Raw genomic sequence first — 23913 nt, 5'->3', positions numbered from 1 at the left:
GATTTTCGGCAGCACTGTGCGAATACGGAGCTGCTTTCTGTTATTTTAGAAGGAGTTATGTTTATGTATTGTAAAACCTGCCGTCAACCGCTGCCTCACGATGCCCGCCGCTGCCCAAACTGCGGCGCACCTGTTGAAAACACCGTTTTGCAAAGCGGCGCACGGGATTTCACCGCCGACTACGACCCGCGCGACATTCAGGAGAATCGCGGCTGGGGCATTCTTTCCTACCTCGGCTTTTTGGTACTCATCCCCATTTTCGCTGCGCGCAACTCGTATTTTGCGCGTTTTCACGCAAACCAGGGGCTTGTGCTGTTTCTTTTCCACGCGTGCTATTCGGTGCTGACGCGCATCATCACGAACATCTTAAACCTCGCGCTCGGCTTTATACCGTTTGTGCCGGGCATGATCTCCGCCGCGCTGCAATTTATCGGCATCATCTTCTTTGTGCTGATGATCCTCGGCATCGCAAACGCCGCTTCCGGCAAAGTAAAGGAGCTGCCGTTCATCGGCCGTATTCGCCTTTTGAAATAACCGTACATAGCAAAATTGCCCTGCGGGATTTTCTTTCGCAGGGTATTTTTATACGCGAATTTCGCAAAACCGTTGCGCATAAAGTCGATATATGCTATACTGCGTAAGGAAAAATTCAGCGTTCGGCGGATTTTAATCAAGCGGCAGCGCGGGGGAGCGCCCGATTTGCCGTGCCGGACTGCTTTCACATAGCGATGGGACTCCGTGTTTCGGATTGAGAGGAAGCAATTGAGCTTCGACCGCCCGGCCTGAATTTACATTCGAGCGCGCTTCGCTATGTGCATTTGTGCGCCTCTTTTAAATATGGGTCGGAAACGCTTATATTTAGAGAGGTACAAAAAATGAAAAGAGAACACATTCTGAAAATGGTCATGCTTGCAATGCTCGTCGCCATCGGCGTCGTCATTTCGCCGATTTTGCGCGTGGAGGGCATGTGCCCCATGGCGCATCTCATCAACATTGTCTGCTCCGTTTTCCTCGGTCCATGGTATTCCCTGCTGTGCGCCACGCTTATCGGCATCATTCGCATGACGCTGATGGGCATTCCGCCGCTTGCCTTAACCGGCGCGGTGTTCGGCGCGTTTCTTTCCGGCGTATTTTACCGCCTTTCGGGCGGCAAGATCCTTTGCGCAGTGCTCGGCGAAGTGTTCGGCACCGGCGTCATCGGCGCGCTGGCTTCTTATCCGGTGATGACGTACATCGTCGGGCGCGAGGGGTTGACATGGGCTTTTTATATTCCGTCGTTCATCGGCGGCACGCTGATCGGCGGCTCCATTGCGTTCGTGTTCCTCATGGCGCTGCGCCGCAACGGACTGCTTGCAAAATTCCAGCATGATTTGGGGGCGAAGGTCTATGACACCACAGCTGCAAAACGCGCTGCTCAAAGCACGAAATGATCTGCGCGAGACGGCGCCGCTCATCCACTGCATCACGAATCCGATTGCGATCAACGACTGCGCGAACGGGATCCTCGCCGTGGGCGGAAAGCCTATCATGGCGGAGCATCCCGACGAGGTGGAGGAAATCACGTGCATAGCGGGCGCGCTCGGCGTAAACATCGGCAACATCACAGACGCGCGCCGCACCTCCGTTTTGACGAGTGCCAAGGCGGCGAAAACGGCCGGTGTGCCGGTCTCTTTTGACGCGGTGGGCGTGACGTGCAGCGCCCTGCGCCGCGACCTGACGCACACGCTGCTGCGCGAGGCCTGTCCGGAAATTTTGAAGGGCAACGACGCGGAGATTCGCGCCATTGCGGGCGCGCATTTTGAAAGTCGCGGCATCGATGTTTTACGGACGAACACGGCGGAAACGATTGAAATTGCAAAAATGCTCGCCTCTACCCTGCACTGCGTGGTGCTCGTCACCGGCAAAACGGACATTATCACAAACGGCGAAACAACTGAGCTGTGCGAAAACGGCACACCACGCCTGTCGCTCGTCACCGGCACGGGCTGCATGGTACACGCGTTGTGCGCTTCATACAGCGCCGTGACGGATCCGTTTACGGCTGCGGTTTTAGCCGTTTCCACCATGGGCATTTGCGGCGAGCTGGCCGAACGGAAATCCGAGGGGCTCGGGTCGTTCCGCATTGCGCTTTTGGACGCACTTTCGCTGCTTTCGGACGATGATTACACGCGTTTATTACAGCTGCGCGAAGTTTAAAAGAAGGAGTTTTTCTATGAAATTCGATCCTACCTTATACCTTGTGACCGACAGCACCGGCCGCACGGACGATGACTTTCTTTCCATCCTCGAAAAGGCACTCACGGGCGGTGTGACGCTGGTGCAGCTGCGCGAAAAAGAGCGCGGCGGCGGTGAATACCTGCGCCTTGCGCGCCTCACAAAAGCTGTTTGCGACCGTTACCGCGTGCCGCTTATCATCGACGACCGCGCGGACATCGCCATGGCGGCAGATGCGGCGGGCGTACACGTAGGTCAAAGTGATCTGCCCGTCTGTGAAGCAAGAAAGCTTTTAGGTGAAGATAAAATCGTCGGCGCAACGGCAAAAACCGTGGAGCAGGCGCAGAAAGCGTACCGCGAAGGCGCGGACTACCTCGGCACGGGCGCGATCTTCCCGACGACCACGAAGGTGAAAACCGTGCTGACGCCGGTTTCGCGCCTGAACGATGTCTGCCGCAGCGTGCCGATCCCGGTCGTGGCCATAGGCGGTTTAAATGCCGGGAACATGGATGTTTTGAATGGCAGTCCCATTGACGGCATAGCGGTCGTTTCGGCCATCATGAAGAGTGCAGATCCCGAAGCTGCCGCGCGGGAGCTTTTCGCGCGCGTGCGGGTGATTAAAGAAAATAACCGCTGAAAGGCATAGAATGCTACACTTTGTGCTGATTTCACAAATTGAAACGACATTTGGCGGTGAAATCTTTTCCGAAATGACACACGGTTTTTACGCGCGGTTTATTGACTCTGCGTTTTACCGGTAGTATGATAATGGTAGAAGCAAAATTCCCCATAATTTGCGTACAAGCCACTTTTTATAAATCCACACCTTAAACGAAAAAATCACCGAGTTTTTCCTCGGTGATTTTTTCGTTATAAAGCGTCGGCAAAAAGATTTTTCGTTCTTTTTGCCGGCGCTCTCTGTTTATTCTTAAAAACTTTTACAGTGTAAACGTATACGTACCCGCGGTGAGCGTCATTTCTTCCGTAGTGCCGTCTTTTTTCGGCAGGTAGACTTCCGCTTCGGCGTCAAACGGGATGACGACGGTGTACGTCACTTCGCCGTTATCCTCGTACCGCCAGCCGGTTTCATAGTAGCCTGCGGCGGTATTGACCCTGGCTTTTGCCGCGCCGAGTCTTACATCGGGCTGCGGGCGGATGACGGCCTTTTTATAACCGGGCACGTCCGGCACGGGGTTCAGGCCGCAGACATTCTTATACACCCACTCGAACACCGCGCCGTAAGCGTAGTGGTTCATGGAGTTCATGCCGATGCCGCTGATCTTACCGTCCGGATTGACGGAGTTCCAGCGCTCCCAGATCGTTGTGGCACCCATATTGACCTCATACAGCCAGCCGGGATTTTCCTCGTTCAAAAGCAGCGTATAGGCTTCTGCATTCGCGCCGTTATCGGAGAGCGCGCGGCACAGCACAGGTGTGCCGAGGAAGCCGGTCTTCAGCTTGCCTTTATTCATCGCGAGCAGGCCGCGCAGGGTTTCGGTGATCTTCTCGCGCGCGAACTCCGGCGCAAGCCCAAACGAAAGCGAAATGGCGTTGCCGGTCTGCGTTGCGGCCGCGCATCTGCCGCCCGCAGTGTAAAACTCGCGGCGGATGGCGTCGAGAATTTCGTCTGCACGCTTTTTGTAGACGTCGTACTCGGTCGTTTTGCCGAGCGCGCGTGCGGCGTTTGCAACGCACATGGTGCTCTTATAGTAGTAGGCGGAGCACAGGAATGTAATGTCCGTGCCGCCGAGAACAGACTCGGGATTGAAGCCGGATTCCGGGCCGTCCAGTGCAAGCCAATCGGCAAAGTGGAACTCAATGCCCGGCCACAGACGCGTTGCGCCGTGCGCTTCATCGTAGCGGTAGATCCAATCCGCCCACAGCTTCATGCTCTCGAAGCCGTTTTCGAGCACGCTGATATCGCCCGTTGCAATGTAGGTTTCCCAAGGGACGATGGCCGCGGCATCTGCCCAGCCACAGTGACCGCCGCCGTTTGCGAGCATTGGGTTTGCTTCGCCCGGCTTGCGGCTGATGAGCAGCGGGGCAACATCCGGCACCTTGCCGTCAAGGCGCTTCTGTTCCTCCAAAAGGTCTCGGATATACTTCGTATAGAACGCGCCGCAATCCATGTTGTAGTTCGCCGTGGGGCAGAACGCCTGCGCGTCGCCCGTCCAGCCCATGCGCTCGTCGCGCTGCGGGCAGTCGGTCGGCACGTCGAGGAAGTTATCGCGCTGACTCCAGACAGAGTTCAAATACAGGCGGTTGACCTTCTCGTTTGCGGTCGTGATCTCGCCGGTTTGCTCGAGGTCGGAATACATGGCCCACGCCTGAATATCCGTGATGCCGGTGAGGTCTGCCACGCCGGAGAATTTGATGTAGCGGAAGCCGTAGAAGGTCGCAATCGGTCGAATAAAGGCTTTTTTGCCCGTCGAAATATAGCGGTATTCGGAAAGTGCAGTGCGCAGGTTATCGCGGTAGAAGCAGTCATCCTGCAACAGCTCGCCGGTCTGCACGCGCAGCTCGACACCTGCGGGCAGGTCGGCCATGAACGTGAACCAACCCGTAATGTTCTGGCCGAGGTCGAACACAAGCTCGTTTTTCGGCGTGGTGATCTGCTTCGGGGTGATGATATGCTTTGCTTTTACGGGCAGCGAGAGGCGCGCGGAAATTGCGCCGAGGTTCGTCGTGGTGTTGCGCTTCACCGGCTGCCAATTTGCATAGGTGCAGGACGGCGCGCACCAGTTTTCGATTTCGAGGTTCGCATCGTAGCGCTCGCCGTCGTAGATGTTGCCGAACGTCAGCGGGTTCGGCGCGCACTGCCAGCTTTCGTCCGTGACGATGACGGTCTCGCCCTGCGTGGTGGTGACGTGCAGCTCACCGAAGAGCAGGTATTCCTCTGTGTACATGTTGCAGGGTTTTCCCGGGAAATTCGTTTCGTAATCGCCGACGACGCCGTCAAAACCAAAGCGGCCTTTCGCCCAGCCGTTGCCCAAAATGGCGCCGATGACGTTTTCGCCGGTGTGAATGAGGTCGGTCACGTCGTAGGTCTGGTACTGAATCCAGCTGTCGTAGGCGGTGCAACCGGGGGCAAGGTACTCATCGTTCGCCTTTTCGCCGTTCAAATAGAGCTCGTAGATGCCGAGACCCGTGAAGTATGCGCGGGCAGAGAGAACTTCGCCGATGATCTCAAACGCGCGGCGCATGTACGGGGCGGTGTCCGGCGCAAGGCACGGAGAAATACGCTGTGCCGTGAACGGCTCATCAAGCTTTGCGGTCTCGAACCACGCAGTGTCGCTTGTGACCAATTCACCGTTATCGCCCATAACGGTAACGCGCCAGAAATAGCGCGTGCGGGGCTCGAGGGCGATTTCCACCGGTACACCGAGGGACGACGCGGTTTTGCACGCGCCGGTATCAAAGATAACGTCGGCAAAATTCTCCGTTTTGGAAACCTCCACGCGCGCCCAAAGCTGCTTTTTCGCTTCGGTATCCGTGACTGTCCACGAGACGTGCGGCGTTTTCAGATCAAAACCGAGCGGGTTGACGATACGGTTTGTTTTCATTCTCTGAATTTTCATGTTCCGTTCCTTTCTGTGCGTTTGCACGTGCGGCTTTTTCCTTTGCCGCTTTGTATTCCGGCCGCGTAAAGCTGCGGCATTTTGTTCTATTTCACAGAATATCAGATATGAAGATGAAAAACAAGGACTCAATTTCCGCAAAAATACGTCCTTATTTTCAGTAATTGCATGCGAAGATGTTGAACTAAGCCGTTTTCAAAAGTTCTTATAGGTTAGCCGCGACTTTAGCTTGACACAAGTCCATATTTGTGGTTTAATAAGCAAACATGATTATCGGTGCCGCAAAGCGGCACTGCGATAAGGGAGTAGTCGGCGCGAAGCGTTGTATGGTCGACACACTTGAGGTAACTCACGGCTATACATGAAATGACGAGACTTATCCGAAAGGCATTTCCGGGCTTTTCGGGTGAGTCTTTTTTATTGCGCGCACGCGTATACTTTTGTAACAAAATAGCGGAAAACGGTGATCAAAATGAACTTATGGGAACTCTTTATTCTGGCGGTAGGCCTTTCAATGGACGCATTTGCGGTTTCGGTATGTAAGGGGCTTTCGGTGAAAAAGCTGAAAGCGAAACACATGCTGACTGTGGGTGCCTATTTTGGCGGATTTCAGGCACTGATGCCCCTTTTAGGGTACATTTTGGGTATACAGTTCCAGTCAATGATTCAGCAGTTCGACCACTGGATCGCGTTTGTGCTGCTGGTGCTGATCGGCCTGAGCATGATAAAGGAATCGCGCGAGGAAGCGGAGAACCTCAACGATTCGTTCAGCTTTAAGACGATGCTGCCGCTCGCGGTGGCGACGAGCATCGACGCGCTGGCGGTGGGCGTAACGTTCGCGTTTTTGCAGGTCAAAATCGTACCGGCCATCAGCTTTATCGGCGCAACAACGTTCATTCTTTCGGCGATCGGTATTCGCATCGGCAACATTTTCGGCGCGAAGTATAAATCGAAAGCAGAGCTTGTCGGCGGCATCGTGCTGATTTTGATGGGTGTGAAAATTTTGTTAGAGCACCTCGGCGTACCGGATATGATTTTCGATTAAGAACCGGAAACAAGAAAGCGCCCCGCTTCCTTTTATTGAAAGCGGGACGCTGTTTTGTTTTAATTTACGAACTAAAGTAACCCGTTAAATTACTTCTGTGCGTCGTAGTAATCCTGATATGCGGTGTAGCCCTGGAGCTCGATGTTCGATGCACGCTTATCGGTGTAGATCTTCTCAATGTCATGAACCTGATTGGACTCAGCAAAGTCTTTCAGATCCTGAACGAGCTTATCGAACGTTGCGTCGTCGGAAGCCATGATGATCTGCGGGATACGCATCTTGCACTCATCGGCGATAGCCTGTCTGGACATACCGAGGTCCTCGGTCGGATCGATCTCAAGAGAGAGGTTGGCGTTTTCGTCGGTCAGGAACTTCTGGCCGGGGACTGCCGGATGGATGGAATCTTCCGGAGTGAAGACGTGAGCCTGAATGGAGATAACCCAGCTTCTGGATTCTTCCGGCTGTGCATCGTTAACTGCATACTTCGTCAAGTCAACGTTATCGGCGTGAGCCGGCTGAGCCCAGAACCAGCAACCTGCTGCGTTCTTTTCGTCAGAGCTAAGCTCTTCTTCCGGCTTCTTGAGGATCGGGTTGCCGTTTTCGTCCTTGCCTTCCCAGAGGCCGCCCTCAGGACCGTACATCATGTTGATGGAGCCGTCCTTCGTGAGCATCCAAGAATAGAGATCGAAGATACGCTGCGGGTTTTCAGCCTTTGTGGTGATGCAGTTGACGTTGCTACCAGGCGTGCCGTTTTCTTCGCCATATACCCAATCTACGCCTTCAGCCGGCGGGAAGATCGGAGAATCCTTAAGCTCCCAACCGAGGAGATCGTAGGTGTTGCCGTCTTTCTCCTGAAGGAGGGTACGGAAGTGGTTGGTATCGTCCTGAGAGAAGTCATAGTACAGAACCGCTCCACGGCCGTTGGAGAGCTTCTCTACGTACTGATCGTTGCTGTCGGTATAAATGGTTTCCGGGAAGAGGCCTTCTCTAAACCACTGGTTAGCAATCTTCAGAGCGGAGACGTAGTTGTCGTCAAAGACAGCAAGCTTAATGTCGTTATCCGCCTGAGACCAGTATGTATCAACAAGGTTCGGGTTGCCGTAGGAACGATAGATAGCGGAAACGGTGTTGAAGCCGTTATCGTCCTGTCTCGGGAGCCACGGGAAGATGCTCTGGCCGTCGGAGGTCTTAACGCCCTTGTCCTTAGCATCCAGCATGAACTGGTGCAGGTCTTCGAGCGTCTTGAGCTCCGGGGAACCGAGCTGCTCATAAACGTCATGGTTGACCATCCAGCTCGCGTTACCGCCGGTAGCGCCCTTACGAGCCCAGTTCGGGATACCATAGAGACCGCCGTTAACGGACAGCAGCTTCTGGGAGGATTCGAGGATGTCCTCATCAAAGGAGCAGCCTTCATACCTCAAGGTGTTGATATCGACGAGCTTGCCGAGGCTGATGAGCTTCTGCCAGTTCGCGTTACGGTCGAGGATGATAACATCCGGCAGGTCGTCGGAGGAGATCATCAGGTTCAGTCTGGAATCCGCATCGGCTTCCGGGCAGGAATAGTTGACCGTGATGTTGAACTTTTCGTTCATGTACTTCGATGCAGCGTCTTCGCCCCAGGGCTTAACGGAACCCTGATAGCTGTAATATGCATCAAATTCGTAGTGCTCGGTGGTGTCGTCCGGGCCGGAGGAACCGGTTACCTCGGAGCTTGCGTCACCGCCGTCTGTGGATTCCGCTGCGGAAGATTCCGTTTTGGAAGATGTGCTGCTTTCAGCCGTGGAAGAGTTTCCGCCGCCGCCGCAGCCGGCTACTGTCAGAATCATGGATGCTGCCATGACTGCTGCCAGAGCCTTCAAGAGAGAGTTTCTGGACTTCATACTTTGCCTCCTTAAAGAATGCTTCGTCAATACACCTTGCATTGACAATTTATTTTATGATTAGCCCTTAACGGAGCCGATCATAATGCCTTTTACGAAGTAGCGCTGCAGGAACGGGTAAACGATGATGATCGGAATGATCGTAACAAACATCGTAGCCATTGTGATGGAGCGCACGTTGGTCTCCTTGCCCTTCAACATGTTGGCGTCGATGGTGACGCCCATGCCCGCAGAGGCCATCTGTTCTGCGAACTTCGCTTCGTTGACGATTCCGAGAAGGACGTTCTGCATCGGCTTCAGGTAATCCTGTGTAATGTACAGGTTTGCCTGGAACCAGTCGTTCCAATGCTGCACACCGAAGTACAGGGCGATCGTCGCGATGATCGGTGTGGAGAGCGGGAAGTAAATTTTAAAGAAGATGGTTATGTAGTTTGCGCCGTCGATGAGGGCGGATTCTTCAAGCGCTTCCGGCAGAGACTGGAAGTAGCTGCGCATGAGAATCATGTTCCACAGGTTGACGAGTGCCGGGATGATGTACACGAGGAAGTTGTTCTTGAGACCGAGATTGAGGATCAAGAAGTAGGTCGGCATGAGGCCGCCGCCGAAGTACATCGGGATAAGACACAGCATTGCGTAAACTTTTTTGCCTACGAGATTCGTTCTGGAAATTGCGAATGCCAGCATACCGGTAATGAGCACGCCGCCGACCGTACCGATGACGGTACGTGCGATGGTGATGAAGTACGCCATCCAGATCTTCTGGTTTGTGAAAACCAGCTCGTAGTCGCTGGCCACGCGCTTGGCGCGGATTTTGTTTGGATTTTTTGCCATCTCTCTGTTCCCCCCTTAGAAAAGCTGTGCTTCGCCGAATTTACCTGCTACGTAGTTGGAACCAAGGAGCAGTGCGAAGTTGACGATAGACTTAAAGAGACCGGCCGCTGCTGCGAAGGAGAAACGACCCTGGCTGACACCCAAACGATAAATGAAGGTATCGAGCACGTCTGCGTATTCTTTCAACATGGAGTTGCCCATCTGCTTGGTGAGCATCATGATCTGGTCGAAGTTTGCATTCAGGATGCCGCCGACCTGGAAGATAAACATCAGGATGATGGTCGGTTTGATGGACTTAATTGTGATATGCCACATCTTCTGTGCGCGCGTTGCGCCGTCGATATCAGCCGCTTCATACATATCCTGGCTGATGCTCGTGATAGCGGAGATGAAGATGATCGCGTTCCAGCCAAGCTCCTTCCAGATATCCGTGCACAATGTAATGCCCCAGAAGTACTTGCCTTCGGTGAAGAAGCCGATTGGTTCTTTAATGACGCCGATCCACATGAGGAACTCATTGATGGCGCCGCCGTCGGTGGACATGAGGTCAAACATCAACGTTGCACATACAACCCAAGAGATGAAGTGCGGCAGGTAGCTGACGGTCTGAACCGTTTTTTTCAGCGGCTGGAAGTTCATTTCGTTCAGCAGCACTGCGAAGAAAATCGGCAGCGGGAAGCCAATGAACATCTTAAGGGCGCTGATGACCAGCGTGTTGCGCATGGCCAGTCCGAAGTACTTATCGGCGAACATGGTCTGGAAGTGTTTGAAGCCTACCCACTGGCTGAAGCCCGGGAAATCACCGAGCTGGAAATCCTGGAAGCCCATAACCACGCCGTACATCGGTACGTAGCTGAACAGGAGGACTAAGAGGATGCCGGGAACTAACAATATCTGCAGATCCCACTGGGCAAGCATTCTGGAAAAGACGTTCTTTTTGCGTAAGACCGTATTTCCACTCGCTTGTGCTTGTTTCAATCTCATCACGCTCCATTTCCACAAAAGATGGAAAATTTTTTACAAAAAGCAGAACTCAAAGCCTGCTTAAAGCCAAAATTTTTTTGAAACCCGACTGCCTTTTGCAGTTTTACGGTTTTCTCATCGAAAGCCCTGAACGATGTTCGGATGGTTTCCAAATTTGTCTAAATCTCCGCAACAACTTCTTCAGGAATTGTTCATATTATACACACGCATTTGTAACAATTCAAGGACAAATTGTGCAAAGCATATTGACAAATTATGCAAACCGTGTACAATATAGGTACAAAAGGTAAATTTTATGGTGAAGCTGGTGGGCATATGTCACAAAGCACTATCTTAGACACACAAAAATGCGAGCATGAAACCGCATCCATTTTGAACAATTTTACTATTGCCTTCGGAAAGGTGCATTGGGGCCTCCCAAATTTCGAAAATTTGGATGAATTGTTTGAAAATCAGCAGTTTGTTTTGATGCTCTGCGTCAAAGCTTCGTCTGAAAAAAGCGATTTATATTTGAATAACGACATTTTAAATGTAATTACCGGAGGGTTAATTTGTGCGCCGCAGCGATAAAATCCTTTGGAATCACTGCTGCTGCGACAACATGCAGATTCTCTGGCTTCCCTTTACAATGAAATGCGTTTCCGACTGTTCCTGCGAAGACGCCGATGTTTTAAATGACTTTTTGTGCGGAAAGCTGAGCCCTGTCGGTTATAATACACAGCTGATCGATTACAGCGACTTTCTCAGAAAGCGCGTTTGCAGCTATACCAAGTGCTGCCTGAACCAAGTTCTTTCCGGATTTATACTGGACTGCATTTTTACCCTTAAGCAAAATTACGACGGCCTCACCAACAAGGACAAAATCACCCAATACCTGCTCGACCACGCAACGGAGAAGATCAGCGTGCCGGAACTTGCGAAAAAGCTTTCGATTTCCGAACGCGCACTGTTCTATTATTTTCAAGATAACTTCGGTTCCACCCCGAGCAATTACATTAATCGTATACGCATGAACGCCGCCGCAGAGCACATCCACCGCGGGTTATCCGTGAAAGAAGTGACCGAAATGTACCACTTTTCGGAATCTTCTGCGTTCTGCCGGTTATTTAAGAAGTACTTCGGCATCACGCCGACGGAATACCGGCAGCTGGCAGAGAAATCGCAGCTGAAAATCGTCTCGCGGGACGAGCTGAAGGATTAACCGTATATCTTTCACGCGATCCATAGATAACAAAACACCGCCCGTTCGGAAAAGCTCCGAGCGGACGGTGTTCTTTATCTTATATTATATTGTATTCGATCAGTCAATGACCTTGTTGTCGCGATCCGGAACAATTTTTTCAAGGAACTGCTCTACGGTCATGGCGCCGAGGTCGCCCTCTTTGCGCTTACGGATAGAGATGGTGTTGTTTTCGATGTCCTTATCGCCGACAACGACCATGTACGGCACCTTTTCGAGCTGTGCTTCGCGAATCTTGTAGCCAATCTTCTCGCTGCGGTCGTCGACCTCGCAGCGGAAGCCCTTGTCTTCAAGCTGCTTCTTGACTTCATAGAGATAGTCGAGGTGGCGGTCTGCGATGGGCAGCAGCTTCACCTGTACCGGGGCGAGCCACAGCGGGAACGCGCCTGCGTACTTTTCGATGAGCAACGCGAGGGTACGCTCGTAGCAGCCGATGGAGGTACGGTGAATGATGCACGGGGTCTTCTGCTTGCCGTCCTTATCGGTGTAGACCATGCCGAACTGCTCGGCAAGCATCTGGTCAATCTGAATGGTGATAAGCGTATCTTCCTTGCCGTACACGTTCTTAATCTGGATATCGAGCTTCGGGCCGTAGAACGCAGCTTCGCCGATGCCGATCTCGTACGGAATCTCGAGGTGATTAAGGATGCGCTCCATGAGGCCCTGTGCCTCGTTCCACTGCTCTTCCGTACCGATATACTTTGCACGGTCATTCGGGTCCCATTGCGAGAAGCGGTAGGAAACGTCCTCATACAGACCGAGTGTCTTCAGCATGAAGATTGCAAGCTCCAGGCACTTTCTGAACTCATCTTCCAGCTGCTCCGGTGTGCACATGAGGTGGCCTTCGGAAATGGTGAACTGGCGCACACGGATCAGGCCGTGCATCTCGCCGCTTGCTTCATTACGGAACAGTGTGGAGGTCTCGTTGTAGCGCAGCGGCAGGTCGCGGTAGGAACGCTTGCGGTTTAAATAAGCCTGATACTGGAACGGGCAGGTCATCGGGCGCAGAGCGAAGACTTCCTTGTCCTTCTCCTCGTCGCCGAGCACGAACATGCCATCCTTATAATGATCCCAGTGACCGGAGATCTTGTACAGGTCGCTCTTTGCCATAAACGGGGTCTTTGTCAGCAGCCAGCCGCGGCGCTGCTCCTCGTCCTCGACGAAGCGCTGCAGAAGCTGAACGATGCGTGCGCCCTTCGGCAGCAGGATCGGCAAGCCCTGACCGATAACGTCGCTTGTGGTGAAAAGCTCCAGCTCACGGCCGAGCTTGTTGTGATCGCGCTTCTTGGCTTCCTCCATCATGGTGAGGTGCTCTTCCAGCAAGCTCTGCTTCGGGAACGCGATGCCGTAGAGACGCTGCAGCATCTTGTTGCTTGCATCGCCGCGCCAGTATGCACCTGTGATGGAGGTGAGCTTTACAGCCTTGACATTGCCGGTGCGCATGAGGTGCGGGCCTGCGCAGAGGTCCGTGAAATCGCCCTGCTTATAGAAGGAGATGTGCTCGCCCTCGGCAGCGTGCTCACGGATGAGCTCCTCTTTATAGTCCTGACCCTTCATGAGCTCCAGTGCTTCCGCGACCGGCAGCTCGAAGCGTTCAATCTCGATGTCTTCCTTGATGATCTTCTTCATCTCGGCTTCGATCTTTGCGAGGTCGTCGTTGGTGATGGCCTGCGGCAGCTCCATATCATAATAGAAGCCGTTATCCACAGCCGGGCCGATGGCGAACTTTGTGCCCGGGTACAGGCGGTTTACCGCCTGCGCCATGATGTGGGACGCGGTGTGCCAATATGCCTTTTTTCCCTCTTTATCGTCAAACGTCAAAATCTCTACTTTGCAATCTTCGTTGAGCACGGTGCGCAGGTCGCACACCTCGCCGTTCACTTTTGCGGCACATGCGGACTTATAAAGACCCATGCCGATGCTTTTTGCGACTTCCGCTACGGAAACGCCGCTTTCAAATTCCTTTTCGCTGCCCTTCAGGTCAACCTTGATCATGATTCTCAATCCTTTCCTAATTCTCTGATAAAATAAAAAGCCCCGGGATCCCTCACCGGGATCTCGGGGCGACACTGCGCGGTTCCACCCGAGTTCCTGCGTGTTAAAACACACTTGTGTTAACACACAGCTCGTTCTTCCGCCTTAACGCGGCGGCAACGTCCGCCTTTTCGGTAAACCGTTCGGCGGCGGCTCAAAGGCGGTATTTCGGTTTCGCTTTCCGCGGTGCTTTCAGCCGGTGGCAACCGCTCTCTTTCGAAAAGACCTGAACCCGAACTTCCTTATCAAAGCCCTTTTCTTGTCCCCATACTATCACCGTTTTTCTGAAATGTCAACACCCAAGAAAAGAGTTTTTCACATAAATCCATTATTGTCTATCATCATAGACAATAAAATGTCTATTTACGCATACAATTTGCGTAGAGGTGATACACTTGCTTTGGGAAAATAATATTGTGGGGCAAACGATACGGTCTGTGCGCAAAGCAAAAGGCATGTCGCAAGAGGTTTTAAGCGGCTTTGCGGGCATCGCGCGCACGCATTTGACGATGATCGAGTGCGGGACAAAGCAGGCGAATTTCTCGACGATATGCAAGATTGCGGAAGCGTTTGATATGCGCCCCAGCGAGCTTGTCCGCAAAATGGAAGAAGCGGAAGAAAAGCGGGATAAATAGACCCGCAGAAAAAATTTTTCTTCTAAAAAGCAAAAAAATCGGCTTATATACTGGGCTCTTGTATAAAACAGAAAGAAACCGTAACTATTTCTTAAATTCTTTGGTTGACATATGCAAGGAAAAGAGATAAAATTGTACATGGAGTGTTTTACACTTTTTAAGTCAGCCGTGTTCCGAGCAGTTTATGCGGCTGCTTTTTGTGTGAGCCTTCACAGGGAATAACGCACCCTGCATAACCTAATTTAGTAATTGAATATCGAAAACCTTAGCGAAGGAGGTGCCCAATGCCACAAGTACCAATTTGGGTTTGTGTTCTGATCGCAGTGTTGGCAGCCGCCGTGTGCGGTGCTGTCGCTTTCTTTGCGGGTGTGAATCATCGAAAAAGAGAAGCGGAAGCTGCCATCGGTTCGGCAGAAGACGAAGCCAAGCGGATCATCAGCAACGCGATCAAAACGGCTGCCGCAAAGAAAAAGGAAGCCGTGCTCGAGGGCAAGGACGAAATTCATCGTTTGCGCAACGAGTCCGAACGCGAGATGAATGACCGCAGAAAAGAAATTCAGCGTCAGGAGCGCCGCGTTTCCCAGAAGGAAGAATCTTTGGATAAAAAGATGGAAAATCTGGAATCCAAAGAAAACGCGGTCGAAAATAAGATGCGCAAGGCGGAGGAACGCCTGAAAGAGGCAGAATCCGTTAAGAAAAGTCAGATCGACATGTTGGAGAGGATCTCTTCCTTTACCGTGGACCAGGCAAAAGAGTATTTGCTCAAGTTACTTGAGGATGATCTTGTGCATGAAAAGGCCATTAAAGTAATGGAGTATGAACAGCAGACGAAGGAAGAATGCGACAAGCTGGCAAGAGAGATCATTTCGGTCGCCATTCAGCGCTGCGCGGCGGATCACGTATCCGAAGCCGCCATCAGCGTCGTTCCGCTGCCCAACGATGAAATGAAGGGCAGAATCATCGGCCGCGAAGGCCGTAACATCCGCGCCATTGAACAGCTTACCGGCGTGGATCTCATCATCGATGACACACCTGAAGCCATTACGCTTTCGAGCTTTGAGCCCGTAAGACGTGAAGTGGCAAGAATCGCCCTTGAAAAGCTGATCTCGGATGGCAGAATCCACCCGACCAGAATTGAGGAGACGATTGAGAAAGCCCGCCGCGAAGTGGATGCGACCATTAAAGCCGAGGGCGAACGCGCCGTGCTTGCTGCCGGCGTAAACGGCATTCACCATGAGCTTGTTAAGCTGCTTGGTCGGCTGCGTTACCGCACCAGCTATGGACAGAATGTCCTCAACCACTCTCTGGAAGTTTCTTACCTTGCCGGTATGATGGCTTCCGAACTGGGTCTTGACCCCACCATTGCAAGAAGAGCAGGTTTGCTGCATGATATCGGCAAAGCGCTCGACCACGAGATTGAAGGCTCCCATGTGGAGATCGGCGTGGATGTTGCAAGAAAGTACAAGGAAAGCGAAGCCGTTATCCACGCAATTGCCGCACACCACGGCGACATTGAAGCGAAAACGGTCATTGCCTGCCTGGTGCAGGCGGCCGATGCCATCTCGGCAGCACGCCCCGGCGCGCGCCGCGAGAACATCGAAAACTATATCAAACGTCTCGAAAAGCTCGAGGCCGTGGCTGCATCGTTTGACGGTGTGGATCGCTGCTACGCCATTCAGGCCGGCCGCGAGATCCGCGTCATGGTAAAGCCCGAAGTGATCAACGATGAGAAAATGACGCTGCTCGCCCGCGACATCTGCAAGAAGATTGAGGAAGACCTCGAATATCCGGGTCAGATTAAGGTTAACATGATCCGTGAAAGCAGAGCGGTCGATTTCGCGAAATAACATAGTTCGTCACAACGCTCAACCGAATCACAAGCAAAGCCCTCCGGGAGGAATCTCGGAGGGCTTTTGTTATGTAAAACCGCGCGTCGTTGGGTTCTCCCCCGCCTCGACACGCGATTTTGCTGTAAAAAAAGCAACACCTCTTACCCTGCCGACAAGATCAAGCATAAATGCTCGGATTTTCGGTGCTACGGTCAAAAGGTGTTGCTTTGCAAAATACAATTTTAATTATGTGCTGAAATTCGTGTTAGCTTTGATAAACGGAGTGCGCAAAATATGTGTAAAAAATTCACATTTTGTCGATTAAGACGCATTGTCCATCTGCAAACACAGTTTATCGGAAATCATGGCGATGAACTCGCTGTTCGTGGGCTTGCCCCGCGTATTGTGAATGGTGTAACCGAAATACGAATTCAACACATCCACATCACCGCGATCCCAAGCGACTTCGATCGCATGGCGAATGGCGCGTTCCACACGGGAGCTCGTGGTCTCGTACTGCTTTGCCACACTCGGATAAAGCTGTTTTGTCACCGCATTGATAATCTCCGGGTCTTCGATGGCCATGATGATGGAATCTCGAAGATAGTGGTATCCCTTAATGTGGGCCGGCACGCCAATCTGATGCAGAATCTCCGTAACCTGAATGCGCAGGTCGCTGCGGCTGGTGCCGTTTGACGGATGCTGTGCCGCACCGGCCAACGTAAAGATACGGTCGATGATCTCGGTTTTGCTGAACGGCTGGATGGCGTAATAATCTGCGCCGGCCTCCATGATCTGCCGCTCCAAAGTGTTTGAGGAATACGCTGCCGTGATGATGAACACCGGCTTTGGCAGTCCCTCGGCTTTCACCGCGTGCATAACGCCCAGCGCATCCACGCCCGCCATAAAGAGATCCATTACAACCACATCCGGTTTCTCATCCCGTATTTTGGTCAGTAGCGCTGTTCCGTTCCTGTTTACGGTCACAACCTGTGCACCCCGCGAAGCCAATGCGTCGGTGTTTTCACGGCTCCATTCGCCGTCATCCGCACAAATGATGACCTTTATTTGCTTTTCCATGGCTTACCTCCTGCGTGATTTAAATTGTGAACAAATTTTACCATATCATACACGCTATTTCAAGAGGGTAAATGAAATTTCTTTAATTTATTTGTTTTCTAACAAAAATATGGATCTTGATTTTGTTAGCTTTCATCACGATTTCGGTTGATACACTTCTTATTTCGACAAAAATCAGCAGATAATAAGATATTTTTATTACAGCTAATATCCCGGCGAGTTTCTTACCAAAAAGATGTATGAAACAGAACGGAAACCGATTCTGTAAGATTGTGTCATACCTTCTGTGAGAAACATGGCAAAGCGGCGCGAAAAAGGGACGCGTGCGCCGCAGCCCACCGTCCCCCTCGTCTTAATTTTCGTTCAGGTTTTCGAGCATCGTTTCGGCAAAAATGCCATAGCCGCGTGTAGCATCATCTACGAAAACGTGCGTCACCGCACCAACCAGCTTACCGTTCTGCAAAATGGGGCAACCGCTCATGCCCTGCACAATGCCGCCGGTACGTGCAAGCAGTTCCGGGTCGGTCACGTGCAGCACAAGGGTACGTGTTTCCTGCTTGCCGTCTGTGCTGACGCGCTCAAGCTCCGCATCAAACAGCCGCATACCCTCATCGTCGATTGTGGCGGCGATCTGTACGGCACCTGTATGCACATTTCCGCGCGGCAGCACCTCTACGGTCTCGCCCTCGTGCGGTGCGGAGAGTTTGCCGTAAAGCCCAAGCTCCGTGTTCTGCGTCAGCGTGCCAAGGCTCTTGCCGCCCGTAAAATACCCGCGCAGGCGGCCCGGCCGACCGCTGCTGCCGCGCTCGATGCCGCAGACGGAAACGGCAGCCGGCTCGCCGCTGCGGATCTCCAAAACATTGCGCGTGTCGGCATCGCAAATGCCGTGACCGAGCGCGCCGAACGCTTTGCCGTCTTCGGTGTAAAACGTCACGGTGCCGATGCCCGCAGCGCTGTCCCGTACCCACATGCCCGCTTTGTACGAGCCCTCACACAAAACGGAAGTAACTTGCGCCGTGAACACTTCCGTGCCGCGCCGCAGCGTGAGCGTGTTCGTTTCGTTTTCGGAAAGCACAGCGGAAAGCGCAGCGTTCGTCTCTACGTTATTGCCGTTTACGGAAAGGATATAATCGCCGGGCTGAATGCCGGCTTCGCTTGCAGGGCATTTTAAGCCACCGTCTGCATAAATTTCCGAAAGTGCGGCAACAATAACGCCGTCCGAAAAAAGTTTTATGCCGAAAACATCGCCGCCAAGCTGCACGGTGCGCACCGTTTCTGTCTTTGCCGTGATATGGGAAGCGGAAACGGCGTGCGCCGCTGCGTTTTCCGGCAGCGGCAGGCCGATGAGCCCGCACACGGAAAGCATCAGTAAAGCCGCCGTGCCCACGCTTGCCGCAAATGTGCGGATGCCCTCAAAAAGCGAGATGTCGCGTCGTTTTGGGGCGTGCGGTTGCGGTTCATTTTCAAAATTCAAATCTTCTCATCTCCTTACAGAAAAATTCAGAAAGCTCAAACGAGCCTTCTGTTTTTACTTTTCCACGCGGAGAGAAAAGTATTTGCGGCAATTAAAAACACCTTTGCACAACGAAGGAAATCGTTACGCAAAGGCGATCGTTTTTGGTCTGCCGCACTGCCGGGCTCGCAGCACCCGGCAGAGGACAGTGGGGTAAAAAATAGGGGTAATATCGGAAGAAACGAACTGTTTCCGATTTTCGGCTCCGCGTAAACGCTGTGGGGAAGCAGCGCCCGGCTATCGACCCGGTGCGGAACGTTTAAAGAAATGAAGGAAGTAAAAAATGAAGAAGTTTGTAACTCATTCGGCTCTCTCTTGTTCCTCCTGAGTACATTACGTAGTATAGAGGAAGAATATGAAAACGAAATTGATATTTCGTGAAAAAAGGAGGAAGTTTTTTTGAAAAACATGTGAACAAAAAAGGCCGCATACTCCACAAATTTTGATTGACTTTCGGCGGAAAAGCTGTTATACTTTGGATAGTGTAATAAACAATGTCAATGTCTCACAGGTTTTCTTTGTAAGTCATTCTTTGGGTGGTTTACAGGACCTGTGTTTTTTTGTATGGCGTTTACGAACACAATCTTTATTTTTATATGGAGGTACCACAATGAACAACGGTACAGTCAAATGGTTTAACGCAGAAAAGGGCTACGGCTTCATCTCCAACGATGAGGGCGGCGAGGACGTATTCGTACATTTCTCCGCAATTCAGGGCGACGGCTTCAAGACGCTGAACGAAGGCCAGAAGGTCACCTTTGAGACCGAGACCGACCCGAAGAACGGCAAGCTCCGCGCAGCAAATGTCGTAAAGCTCTAATTGTAAATTAGAACAGCGAGATAAGAGGCACCTGTGATTGATTTCACCGGTGCTTTTTTTTTTTGTATAAGCTTCGCTTTTCGGCGCACAATACTGTGGGAAGGAAGGGATGCCAAATGCAAAAGAAAAACGAAAAGAAGTTCACCCACGGCGAGCATGTGACGATTTACCCTGATACGCCGGAGAGCGTCGCAAGCGCTACGGAGTGCACCGGCCTCATGCCCACGCCGCCGCAAAACGACGCGGAGTTTACGTCGTACCAAGACCTGCACAGCATGGAGATCCCCAAAAAGCTCCCCGGCAAGCGAAACTTCGAGCTTGGCGTGTACGACGATAAGCCGGAAGACATTCAGTTATAAAAAGTCAGCCTCATCGGTCGGATTCGGCGCGATGAGGCTGGTTACTTTTTAGCTTTATATTCGCTTGTTTTACTCTTCCAGCTGTGCGGTATAAAGCTGGTAGTAGTGGCCCTTCTGTTCCATGAGCTCGTCGTGGCTGCCGCTTTCGGCAATGCCCTTATTCGAGATGTACAAGATGCGGTCACAATTTTTGATGGTGGATAGGCGGTGCGCGATGATGAAGCTTGTTCTGCCCTTTAAAAGCGCCTGCAGGCCTTCCTGCAAAAGGCGCTCGGTCTTCGCATCAATGGAGGACGTGGCTTCGTCCAGCACGAGAATCTTCGGGTCGGACAGCAGCGTTCTTGCAAACGCAATAAGCTGCTTTTGGCCCTGCGAGAGGCGCGAGCCGCGCTCGTTTACCTGCGTATAGTAGCCATCCGGCATTTCGCTGATGAACTCATGCGCACGCACGGTCTTTGCAGCGGCGATGATCTCCTCATCCGTGGCGTCCAAGCGGCCGTAGCGGATGTTATCCATGATGGTGCCGGAGAAAATGAAGCTGTCCTGCAGCATGATGCCCATTTGCGCGCGCAGCGAGTGCAGCGTCACCTTGGAGATGTCGTGCCCATCGACGAGCACCCGGCCGGAATTGATGTTGTAGAAACGCGAGATGAGGTTGACAACCGTCGTTTTGCCGGCACCCGTGGGGCCGACAAGCGCGATGGACTCGCCCGCTTTCACATCGAGATTGAAGTGCTCCAGAACGTTGATGGAGCCGTCGTAAGAGAATGTCACGTCGTCGAACGTCACGTCGCCCTTAATCGGCGGCAGCTCCGTTGCGTCCGGCGCGTCATCGACAAGCACGGGCTCATCGATCATCTCGAAGATACGCTCCAGATACGCCACGGCGTTGATGAACGTGTTGTAGAGGTTGGAAAGCTGCAAAATCGGCTGCCAGAAGCGCCACGCATACGCGGAAATGGCGATGAGCGTACCGATTTGCACGGCGGGACCCAAAAGCGAGAAGCCCACAAGGTACATAGCGCCAACGACCCATGTGGAGATGTTGTTGACGGAAAACCACACGAGGTTCGAGGTGTACTGCGCCTTCATCCAGCTTTTGTACATTTTGGTGTTAAGATTGTTGTAGATCTTCGCATTTTCCTCTTCACGCGTGAACGCCTGCGTGATCTTCATACCGTCAAGGCTCTCGTGCAGGTAGGCGTTGAGGTTGGAGCTCTTATTGGAAACATCCTGCCAAGCGCGGCGCTGTGCAGGCTTGATGACGAGCACAATGATGAGGAACAGCGGAATGCCCGCCATGACGACGAGCGAGAGCCTGACATCGCACATGAACATGAACACGGCGATGAGAATGAGGTTGAAAATTTCGAGAATGAAATTGATGATGCCGTTGGAAAGCGCATCGGAAACAGAGTTCACGTAGTTGATGACACGCGTCAGAATTTTGCCGTGCGGGCGGTCGTCGTAGAACTGGAACGAAAGCCGCTGCAAATGCTCAAAGAGATCCTTGCGGATGTCGTAGATGATGGCCTGCCCCACCACCGTCATGTAGCGTGAGCGCTTGACGGAAAAGAAAATGGAAAGCAGAATGGATAAGAGCATGATGCCTGCCAGAATGAACAGCATTTTATAATCGCGGTTCGGCACGGCGACGTTCAGGGCGGTCTCGATGAGCTTAGGACCTACAAGCGCACACGCGGCGGAAATGGCGGAGAAAACGAGCGATAAGATCATTTTCTGTTTGTGCCGCTTGATATACACGCCTGCACGCAGCAAGTGTTTGATATTAAATGGGGTTTCCAGCGTTTCGTCAACGTCAAAACGGTTTCTTGCCATTACGCAGCACCCCCTTTCTTTTCACCGGCAATGCCGTTTTGCAGTTCATAAACCTCGCGGTAATAGCCCGGGCGGGAAATGAGCTCTTCGTGCGTGCCGACATCCACAACGCGGCCCTTATCAAGGATCACGATGCGGTCTGCGCGCTTCGTGGTGGAAATACGCTGCGCGACAATGATCTTCGTGCAGTCGAAATCAAGGTGCGCAAGCTGGTCTTGAATATATTTTTCGGTCTCCATATCCACGGCGGAGGTGGTGTCGTCCAGAATGAGAATAGACGGCTTAATGGCGAGGGCGCGCGCCAGCGCGATACGCTGCTTCTGACCGCCGGAAAGGCCGGTGCCGCGCTCGCCGATGACCGTATCAAAGCCTTCGGGCAGCTTATCAACGAAATCGACGCAGGCGATCTTTGCGAAGCGCTTCACATCGTCCTCGGACATTTCGGGGTCGCCGTAGGCAATGTTGCCGTCTACGGTATCGGAGAACAGGAACACGTCCTGCGTGGCGATGCCGACGGAGCCGCGCAGCTTTTTGAGATCATACATACCGACAGGCGTGCCGTCCACGGAGACGGTACCGCCGGATACATCCGAAAAGCGCGGGATAAGGCTGATAAGCGACGTTTTGCCGCAGCCGGTTGGTCCCATGATGGCGATGGTCTCGCCGGGTTTGATGTCAAGATTGATGTCGTGCAGAACCTCTGTGCCGTTGCGCTTTAAGGTTACGTGGTCAAACTTCACGGCGCCCTGCACGCGGCCTTCCTTCTTCACGGCATCCTGACGTGTGACGATGGTGGAGCGCGCGTAGTAGAGCTCGACAATCTTCGACGCAGAGGCAAAGAAACGCTGCAGGTCGTTGATGAGCATACCGAGCGTGCTCATCGGGTTCGTCAGCGTCCAGCACAGCGAGTTAAAGAGTGCAAACGTGCCGATTGAAATGCGGCCCATGATGAGGAACGAGCCGCCGACGAGCAGAACGGCGATGGAAAGCGACTGCGAAAAACCATCGATATACGGCGAGAATTTGAACCACAGCAGCGACGCTTTGAGGTTCGCTTTGCGGTAATCCTCGTTTTTCTTATCAAACTGCTCGATCTCGTAGTCTTCGCGAGCAAAGGCTTTAACGACACGGTTGCCGGCGATGTTCTCCTGCGCGGCGGTGTTCATGCGCGAAAGGCGCTCGCGCAGGTCGACATACAGCGGGTGCACCTGCTTTGCGAAAACCTTCGTCAGGATGAAAATAATCGGCGTTACGGCCAGCATGGCAAGCGCGAACAGCCAGTCCACACAAAGGAATGTGATGGATGTGGTGAGAAACAGCACCACGCAGTCGATGATCATGCGGATGACATAGCACGTAGTGTGGCGCACCATGTCAAGGTCGCCGGTCAGGCGGGTCATCAGATCGCCGGTGCGGTTCTTTGAGAAGAATGAGCTATCCTGCGCCTGCATGTTTGCGTACAGATCGCGGCGCAGTTTAAAGAGCAGCTTTTGCGAGCACGTCTCGTACGTCATGACCGAAAGATAGTTAAAGCACATTCTGAACATCGTGAAACCGATCAGAATGGAGACGAGCACAACGAGCCGACGCCAAAGCTCCGGCGTAGTGCCCTGCCCCTCTTTTACCGGCGTAAATACGGTGTCCATGATCTGCGCGGTCAAAACCGAGTTGACCAGCGCCATCATAGAAAGAACCGCGGTAGAGCACAGCGCGAAAACATATCGCTTTCGGCAGCCTTCCAGGTTTTTCCAAACCCATTTCAGCTGAAACATAGCGTTCCCTTTCCTTTCAATGCATATCCTGCTTTCTCTGTACCCTTGGTACAGTTGTACCTTTGGTACAGTCCGCACCGTACGTGCGGTTTCCTCCTCAGGCGCATGGAATATTTACGCAGAAACACTTCATACGCTTGTTTAAACTATTATAACTGTATTCTGTTAAAATGGAACCCTTTTTCGCGATTTTCTCTCCGTGAGAACAAACAAACTTTGGTTGAGATTTTTAGGCAATAAAACAACCCCGCAAATCGGAT

20 protein-coding genes are annotated in these 23913 nt (G+C 52.5%); 11 read left to right on the top strand and 9 right to left on the bottom strand.

From position 1 onward, the window contains the following. Positions 1 to 63: 63 nt before the first annotated feature. The 4 genes from ACLTX1_RS08785 to thiE all read left to right on the top strand — a co-directional run bounded on the left by ACLTX1_RS08785 (position 64) and on the right by thiE (position 2851). Entirely contained in the window at positions 64 to 534 is a 471-nt protein-coding gene (locus ACLTX1_RS08785) for a hypothetical protein (protein ID WP_308448926.1), read from the top strand. Between the two features lie 341 nt (positions 535 to 875). Beyond that, complete coding sequence (gene thiW / locus ACLTX1_RS08780) at positions 876 to 1430, top strand: energy coupling factor transporter S component ThiW (RefSeq protein ID WP_176820192.1); 555 nt, start codon at positions 876 to 878, stop codon at positions 1428 to 1430. Further along, complete coding sequence (gene thiM, locus ACLTX1_RS08775; protein WP_412330788.1) at positions 1387 to 2196, top strand: hydroxyethylthiazole kinase; 810 nt, start codon at positions 1387 to 1389, stop codon at positions 2194 to 2196. The genes thiW and thiM overlap by 44 nt, the downstream gene beginning before the upstream one ends. Before the next feature lie 16 nt (positions 2197 to 2212). Then, positions 2213 to 2851: a thiamine phosphate synthase gene (thiE, locus tag ACLTX1_RS08770; RefSeq protein WP_308448929.1), complete on the top strand. Its 639-nt coding sequence runs from the start codon at positions 2213 to 2215 to the stop codon at positions 2849 to 2851. 301 nt (positions 2852 to 3152) lie between these two features. Here the strand turns inward: thiE and ACLTX1_RS08765 are convergent, their stop codons facing one another. Continuing rightward, the gene (locus ACLTX1_RS08765) at positions 3153 to 5792 is read right to left on the bottom strand and encodes a family 78 glycoside hydrolase catalytic domain (RefSeq protein ID WP_412330787.1); all 2640 of its coding nucleotides are present in this window, start codon (positions 5790 to 5792) and stop codon (positions 3153 to 3155) included. A gap of 472 nt (positions 5793 to 6264) precedes the next feature. Here ACLTX1_RS08765 and ACLTX1_RS08760 point away from each other — a divergent pair, with 472 nt between their 5' ends. Then, positions 6265 to 6837, top strand: coding sequence for a manganese efflux pump MntP family protein (locus tag ACLTX1_RS08760; protein WP_412330786.1), 573 nt, complete (start codon positions 6265 to 6267; stop codon positions 6835 to 6837). Between the two features lie 89 nt (positions 6838 to 6926). Here the strand turns inward: ACLTX1_RS08760 and ACLTX1_RS08755 are convergent, their stop codons facing one another. Genes ACLTX1_RS08755 through ACLTX1_RS08745 form a run of 3 tightly spaced genes read right to left on the bottom strand, consistent with a single transcriptional unit; the run spans position 6927 to position 10532 of the window. After that, positions 6927 to 8717 (bottom strand): hypothetical protein, encoded by a 1791-nt coding sequence (locus ACLTX1_RS08755; protein WP_412330785.1) that lies wholly within the window; start codon positions 8715 to 8717, stop codon positions 6927 to 6929. 60 nt (positions 8718 to 8777) lie between these two features. Next, positions 8778 to 9548: a carbohydrate ABC transporter permease gene (locus ACLTX1_RS08750; RefSeq protein WP_412330784.1), complete on the bottom strand. Its 771-nt coding sequence runs from the start codon at positions 9546 to 9548 to the stop codon at positions 8778 to 8780. 15 nt (positions 9549 to 9563) lie between these two features. Next, positions 9564 to 10532 carry an ABC transporter permease subunit gene (locus tag ACLTX1_RS08745; protein WP_176820198.1) on the bottom strand — a complete coding sequence of 323 codons (969 nt, stop codon included), beginning with the start codon at positions 10530 to 10532 and terminating at the stop codon, positions 9564 to 9566. A gap of 255 nt (positions 10533 to 10787) precedes the next feature. Here ACLTX1_RS08745 and ACLTX1_RS08740 point away from each other — a divergent pair, with 255 nt between their 5' ends. Then, entirely contained in the window at positions 10788 to 11102 is a 315-nt protein-coding gene (locus tag ACLTX1_RS08740; RefSeq protein ID WP_412330783.1) for a hypothetical protein, read from the top strand. After that, positions 11086 to 11733 carry an AraC family transcriptional regulator gene (locus ACLTX1_RS08735; RefSeq protein ID WP_308448936.1) on the top strand — a complete coding sequence of 216 codons (648 nt, stop codon included), beginning with the start codon at positions 11086 to 11088 and terminating at the stop codon, positions 11731 to 11733. Before ACLTX1_RS08740 ends, ACLTX1_RS08735 begins: the two co-directional genes overlap by 17 nt. Positions 11734 to 11832: 99 nt before the next feature. On the opposite strand, the gene thrS is transcribed toward ACLTX1_RS08735, so the two are convergent. Continuing rightward, a complete protein-coding gene (gene thrS / locus ACLTX1_RS08730) occupies positions 11833 to 13767 on the bottom strand; it encodes a threonine--tRNA ligase (RefSeq protein WP_343284873.1) in 1935 nt (644 codons plus the stop codon). Between the two features lie 425 nt (positions 13768 to 14192). Here thrS and ACLTX1_RS08725 point away from each other — a divergent pair, with 425 nt between their 5' ends. Both ACLTX1_RS08725 and rny read left to right on the top strand, forming a co-directional pair. Further along, positions 14193 to 14441: a helix-turn-helix domain-containing protein gene (locus ACLTX1_RS08725; protein WP_412330782.1), complete on the top strand. Its 249-nt coding sequence runs from the start codon at positions 14193 to 14195 to the stop codon at positions 14439 to 14441. Positions 14442 to 14725: 284 nt separating this feature from the next. Next, positions 14726 to 16288: a ribonuclease Y gene (rny, locus tag ACLTX1_RS08720; RefSeq protein ID WP_395590551.1), complete on the top strand. Its 1563-nt coding sequence runs from the start codon at positions 14726 to 14728 to the stop codon at positions 16286 to 16288. 303 nt (positions 16289 to 16591) lie between these two features. Here the strand turns inward: rny and spo0A are convergent, their stop codons facing one another. Together spo0A and spoIVB are read right to left on the bottom strand one after the other, a co-directional pair. Then, positions 16592 to 17350 carry a sporulation transcription factor Spo0A gene (gene spo0A / locus ACLTX1_RS08715; RefSeq protein ID WP_412330781.1) on the bottom strand — a complete coding sequence of 253 codons (759 nt, stop codon included), beginning with the start codon at positions 17348 to 17350 and terminating at the stop codon, positions 16592 to 16594. Positions 17351 to 17702: 352 nt separating this feature from the next. Continuing rightward, positions 17703 to 18824 carry a SpoIVB peptidase gene (spoIVB, locus tag ACLTX1_RS08710; protein ID WP_412330780.1) on the bottom strand — a complete coding sequence of 374 codons (1122 nt, stop codon included), beginning with the start codon at positions 18822 to 18824 and terminating at the stop codon, positions 17703 to 17705. 649 nt (positions 18825 to 19473) lie between these two features. Here spoIVB and ACLTX1_RS08705 point away from each other — a divergent pair. After that, on the top strand, positions 19474 to 19683 hold the full coding sequence (locus ACLTX1_RS08705) for a cold-shock protein (protein WP_176820205.1): 210 nt from the start codon (positions 19474 to 19476) through the stop codon (positions 19681 to 19683). Between the two features lie 116 nt (positions 19684 to 19799). Then, positions 19800 to 20042 carry a hypothetical protein gene (locus ACLTX1_RS08700; RefSeq protein WP_308448942.1) on the top strand — a complete coding sequence of 81 codons (243 nt, stop codon included), beginning with the start codon at positions 19800 to 19802 and terminating at the stop codon, positions 20040 to 20042. Positions 20043 to 20111: 69 nt separating this feature from the next. Here the strand turns inward: ACLTX1_RS08700 and ACLTX1_RS08695 are convergent, their stop codons facing one another. Then, on the bottom strand, positions 20112 to 21881 hold the full coding sequence (locus tag ACLTX1_RS08695) for an ABC transporter ATP-binding protein (protein WP_308448943.1): 1770 nt from the start codon (positions 21879 to 21881) through the stop codon (positions 20112 to 20114). Then, on the bottom strand, positions 21881 to 23653 hold the full coding sequence (locus ACLTX1_RS08690) for an ABC transporter ATP-binding protein (protein WP_412330779.1): 1773 nt from the start codon (positions 23651 to 23653) through the stop codon (positions 21881 to 21883). The genes ACLTX1_RS08695 and ACLTX1_RS08690 overlap by 1 nt, the downstream gene beginning before the upstream one ends. Positions 23654 to 23913: the final 260 nt, after the last annotated feature.

It is taken from the genome of Hominenteromicrobium sp. (assembly GCF_046974225.1).
Lineage (GTDB): Bacteria > Bacillota > Clostridia > Oscillospirales > Acutalibacteraceae > Hominenteromicrobium > Hominenteromicrobium mulieris.
The sequence above is the reverse complement of the archived record's forward strand: the minus strand, read 5'-3'. Positions and strand labels throughout refer to the sequence as shown.

What these genes read in the sequence shown, in the direction of transcription:
- ACLTX1_RS08785 (WP_308448926.1), top strand. Translation starts at nt 64, where the DNA reads ATGTATTGTAAAACCTGCCGTCAACCGCTGCCTCACGATGCCCGCCGC.
- thiW (WP_176820192.1), top strand. Translation starts at nt 876, where the DNA reads ATGAAAAGAGAACACATTCTGAAAATGGTCATGCTTGCAATGCTCGTC.
- thiM (WP_412330788.1), top strand. Translation starts at nt 1,387, where the DNA reads ATGACACCACAGCTGCAAAACGCGCTGCTCAAAGCACGAAATGATCTG.
- thiE (WP_308448929.1), top strand. Translation starts at nt 2,213, where the DNA reads ATGAAATTCGATCCTACCTTATACCTTGTGACCGACAGCACCGGCCGC.
- ACLTX1_RS08765 (WP_412330787.1), bottom strand. Translation starts at nt 5,792, where the DNA reads ATGAAAATTCAGAGAATGAAAACAAACCGTATCGTCAACCCGCTCGGT.
- ACLTX1_RS08760 (WP_412330786.1), top strand. Translation starts at nt 6,265, where the DNA reads ATGAACTTATGGGAACTCTTTATTCTGGCGGTAGGCCTTTCAATGGAC.
- ACLTX1_RS08755 (WP_412330785.1), bottom strand. Translation starts at nt 8,717, where the DNA reads ATGAAGTCCAGAAACTCTCTCTTGAAGGCTCTGGCAGCAGTCATGGCA.
- ACLTX1_RS08750 (WP_412330784.1), bottom strand. Translation starts at nt 9,548, where the DNA reads ATGGCAAAAAATCCAAACAAAATCCGCGCCAAGCGCGTGGCCAGCGAC.
- ACLTX1_RS08745 (WP_176820198.1), bottom strand. Translation starts at nt 10,532, where the DNA reads ATGAGATTGAAACAAGCACAAGCGAGTGGAAATACGGTCTTACGCAAA.
- ACLTX1_RS08740 (WP_412330783.1), top strand. Translation starts at nt 10,788, where the DNA reads ATGCAAACCGTGTACAATATAGGTACAAAAGGTAAATTTTATGGTGAA.
- thrS (WP_343284873.1), bottom strand. Translation starts at nt 13,767, where the DNA reads ATGATCAAGGTTGACCTGAAGGGCAGCGAAAAGGAATTTGAAAGCGGC.
- rny (WP_395590551.1), top strand. Translation starts at nt 14,726, where the DNA reads ATGCCACAAGTACCAATTTGGGTTTGTGTTCTGATCGCAGTGTTGGCA.
- spo0A (WP_412330781.1), bottom strand. Translation starts at nt 17,350, where the DNA reads ATGGAAAAGCAAATAAAGGTCATCATTTGTGCGGATGACGGCGAATGG.
- ACLTX1_RS08705 (WP_176820205.1), top strand. Translation starts at nt 19,474, where the DNA reads ATGAACAACGGTACAGTCAAATGGTTTAACGCAGAAAAGGGCTACGGC.
- ACLTX1_RS08700 (WP_308448942.1), top strand. Translation starts at nt 19,800, where the DNA reads ATGCAAAAGAAAAACGAAAAGAAGTTCACCCACGGCGAGCATGTGACG.
- ACLTX1_RS08695 (WP_308448943.1), bottom strand. Translation starts at nt 21,881, where the DNA reads ATGGCAAGAAACCGTTTTGACGTTGACGAAACGCTGGAAACCCCATTT.
- ACLTX1_RS08690 (WP_412330779.1), bottom strand. Translation starts at nt 23,653, where the DNA reads ATGTTTCAGCTGAAATGGGTTTGGAAAAACCTGGAAGGCTGCCGAAAG.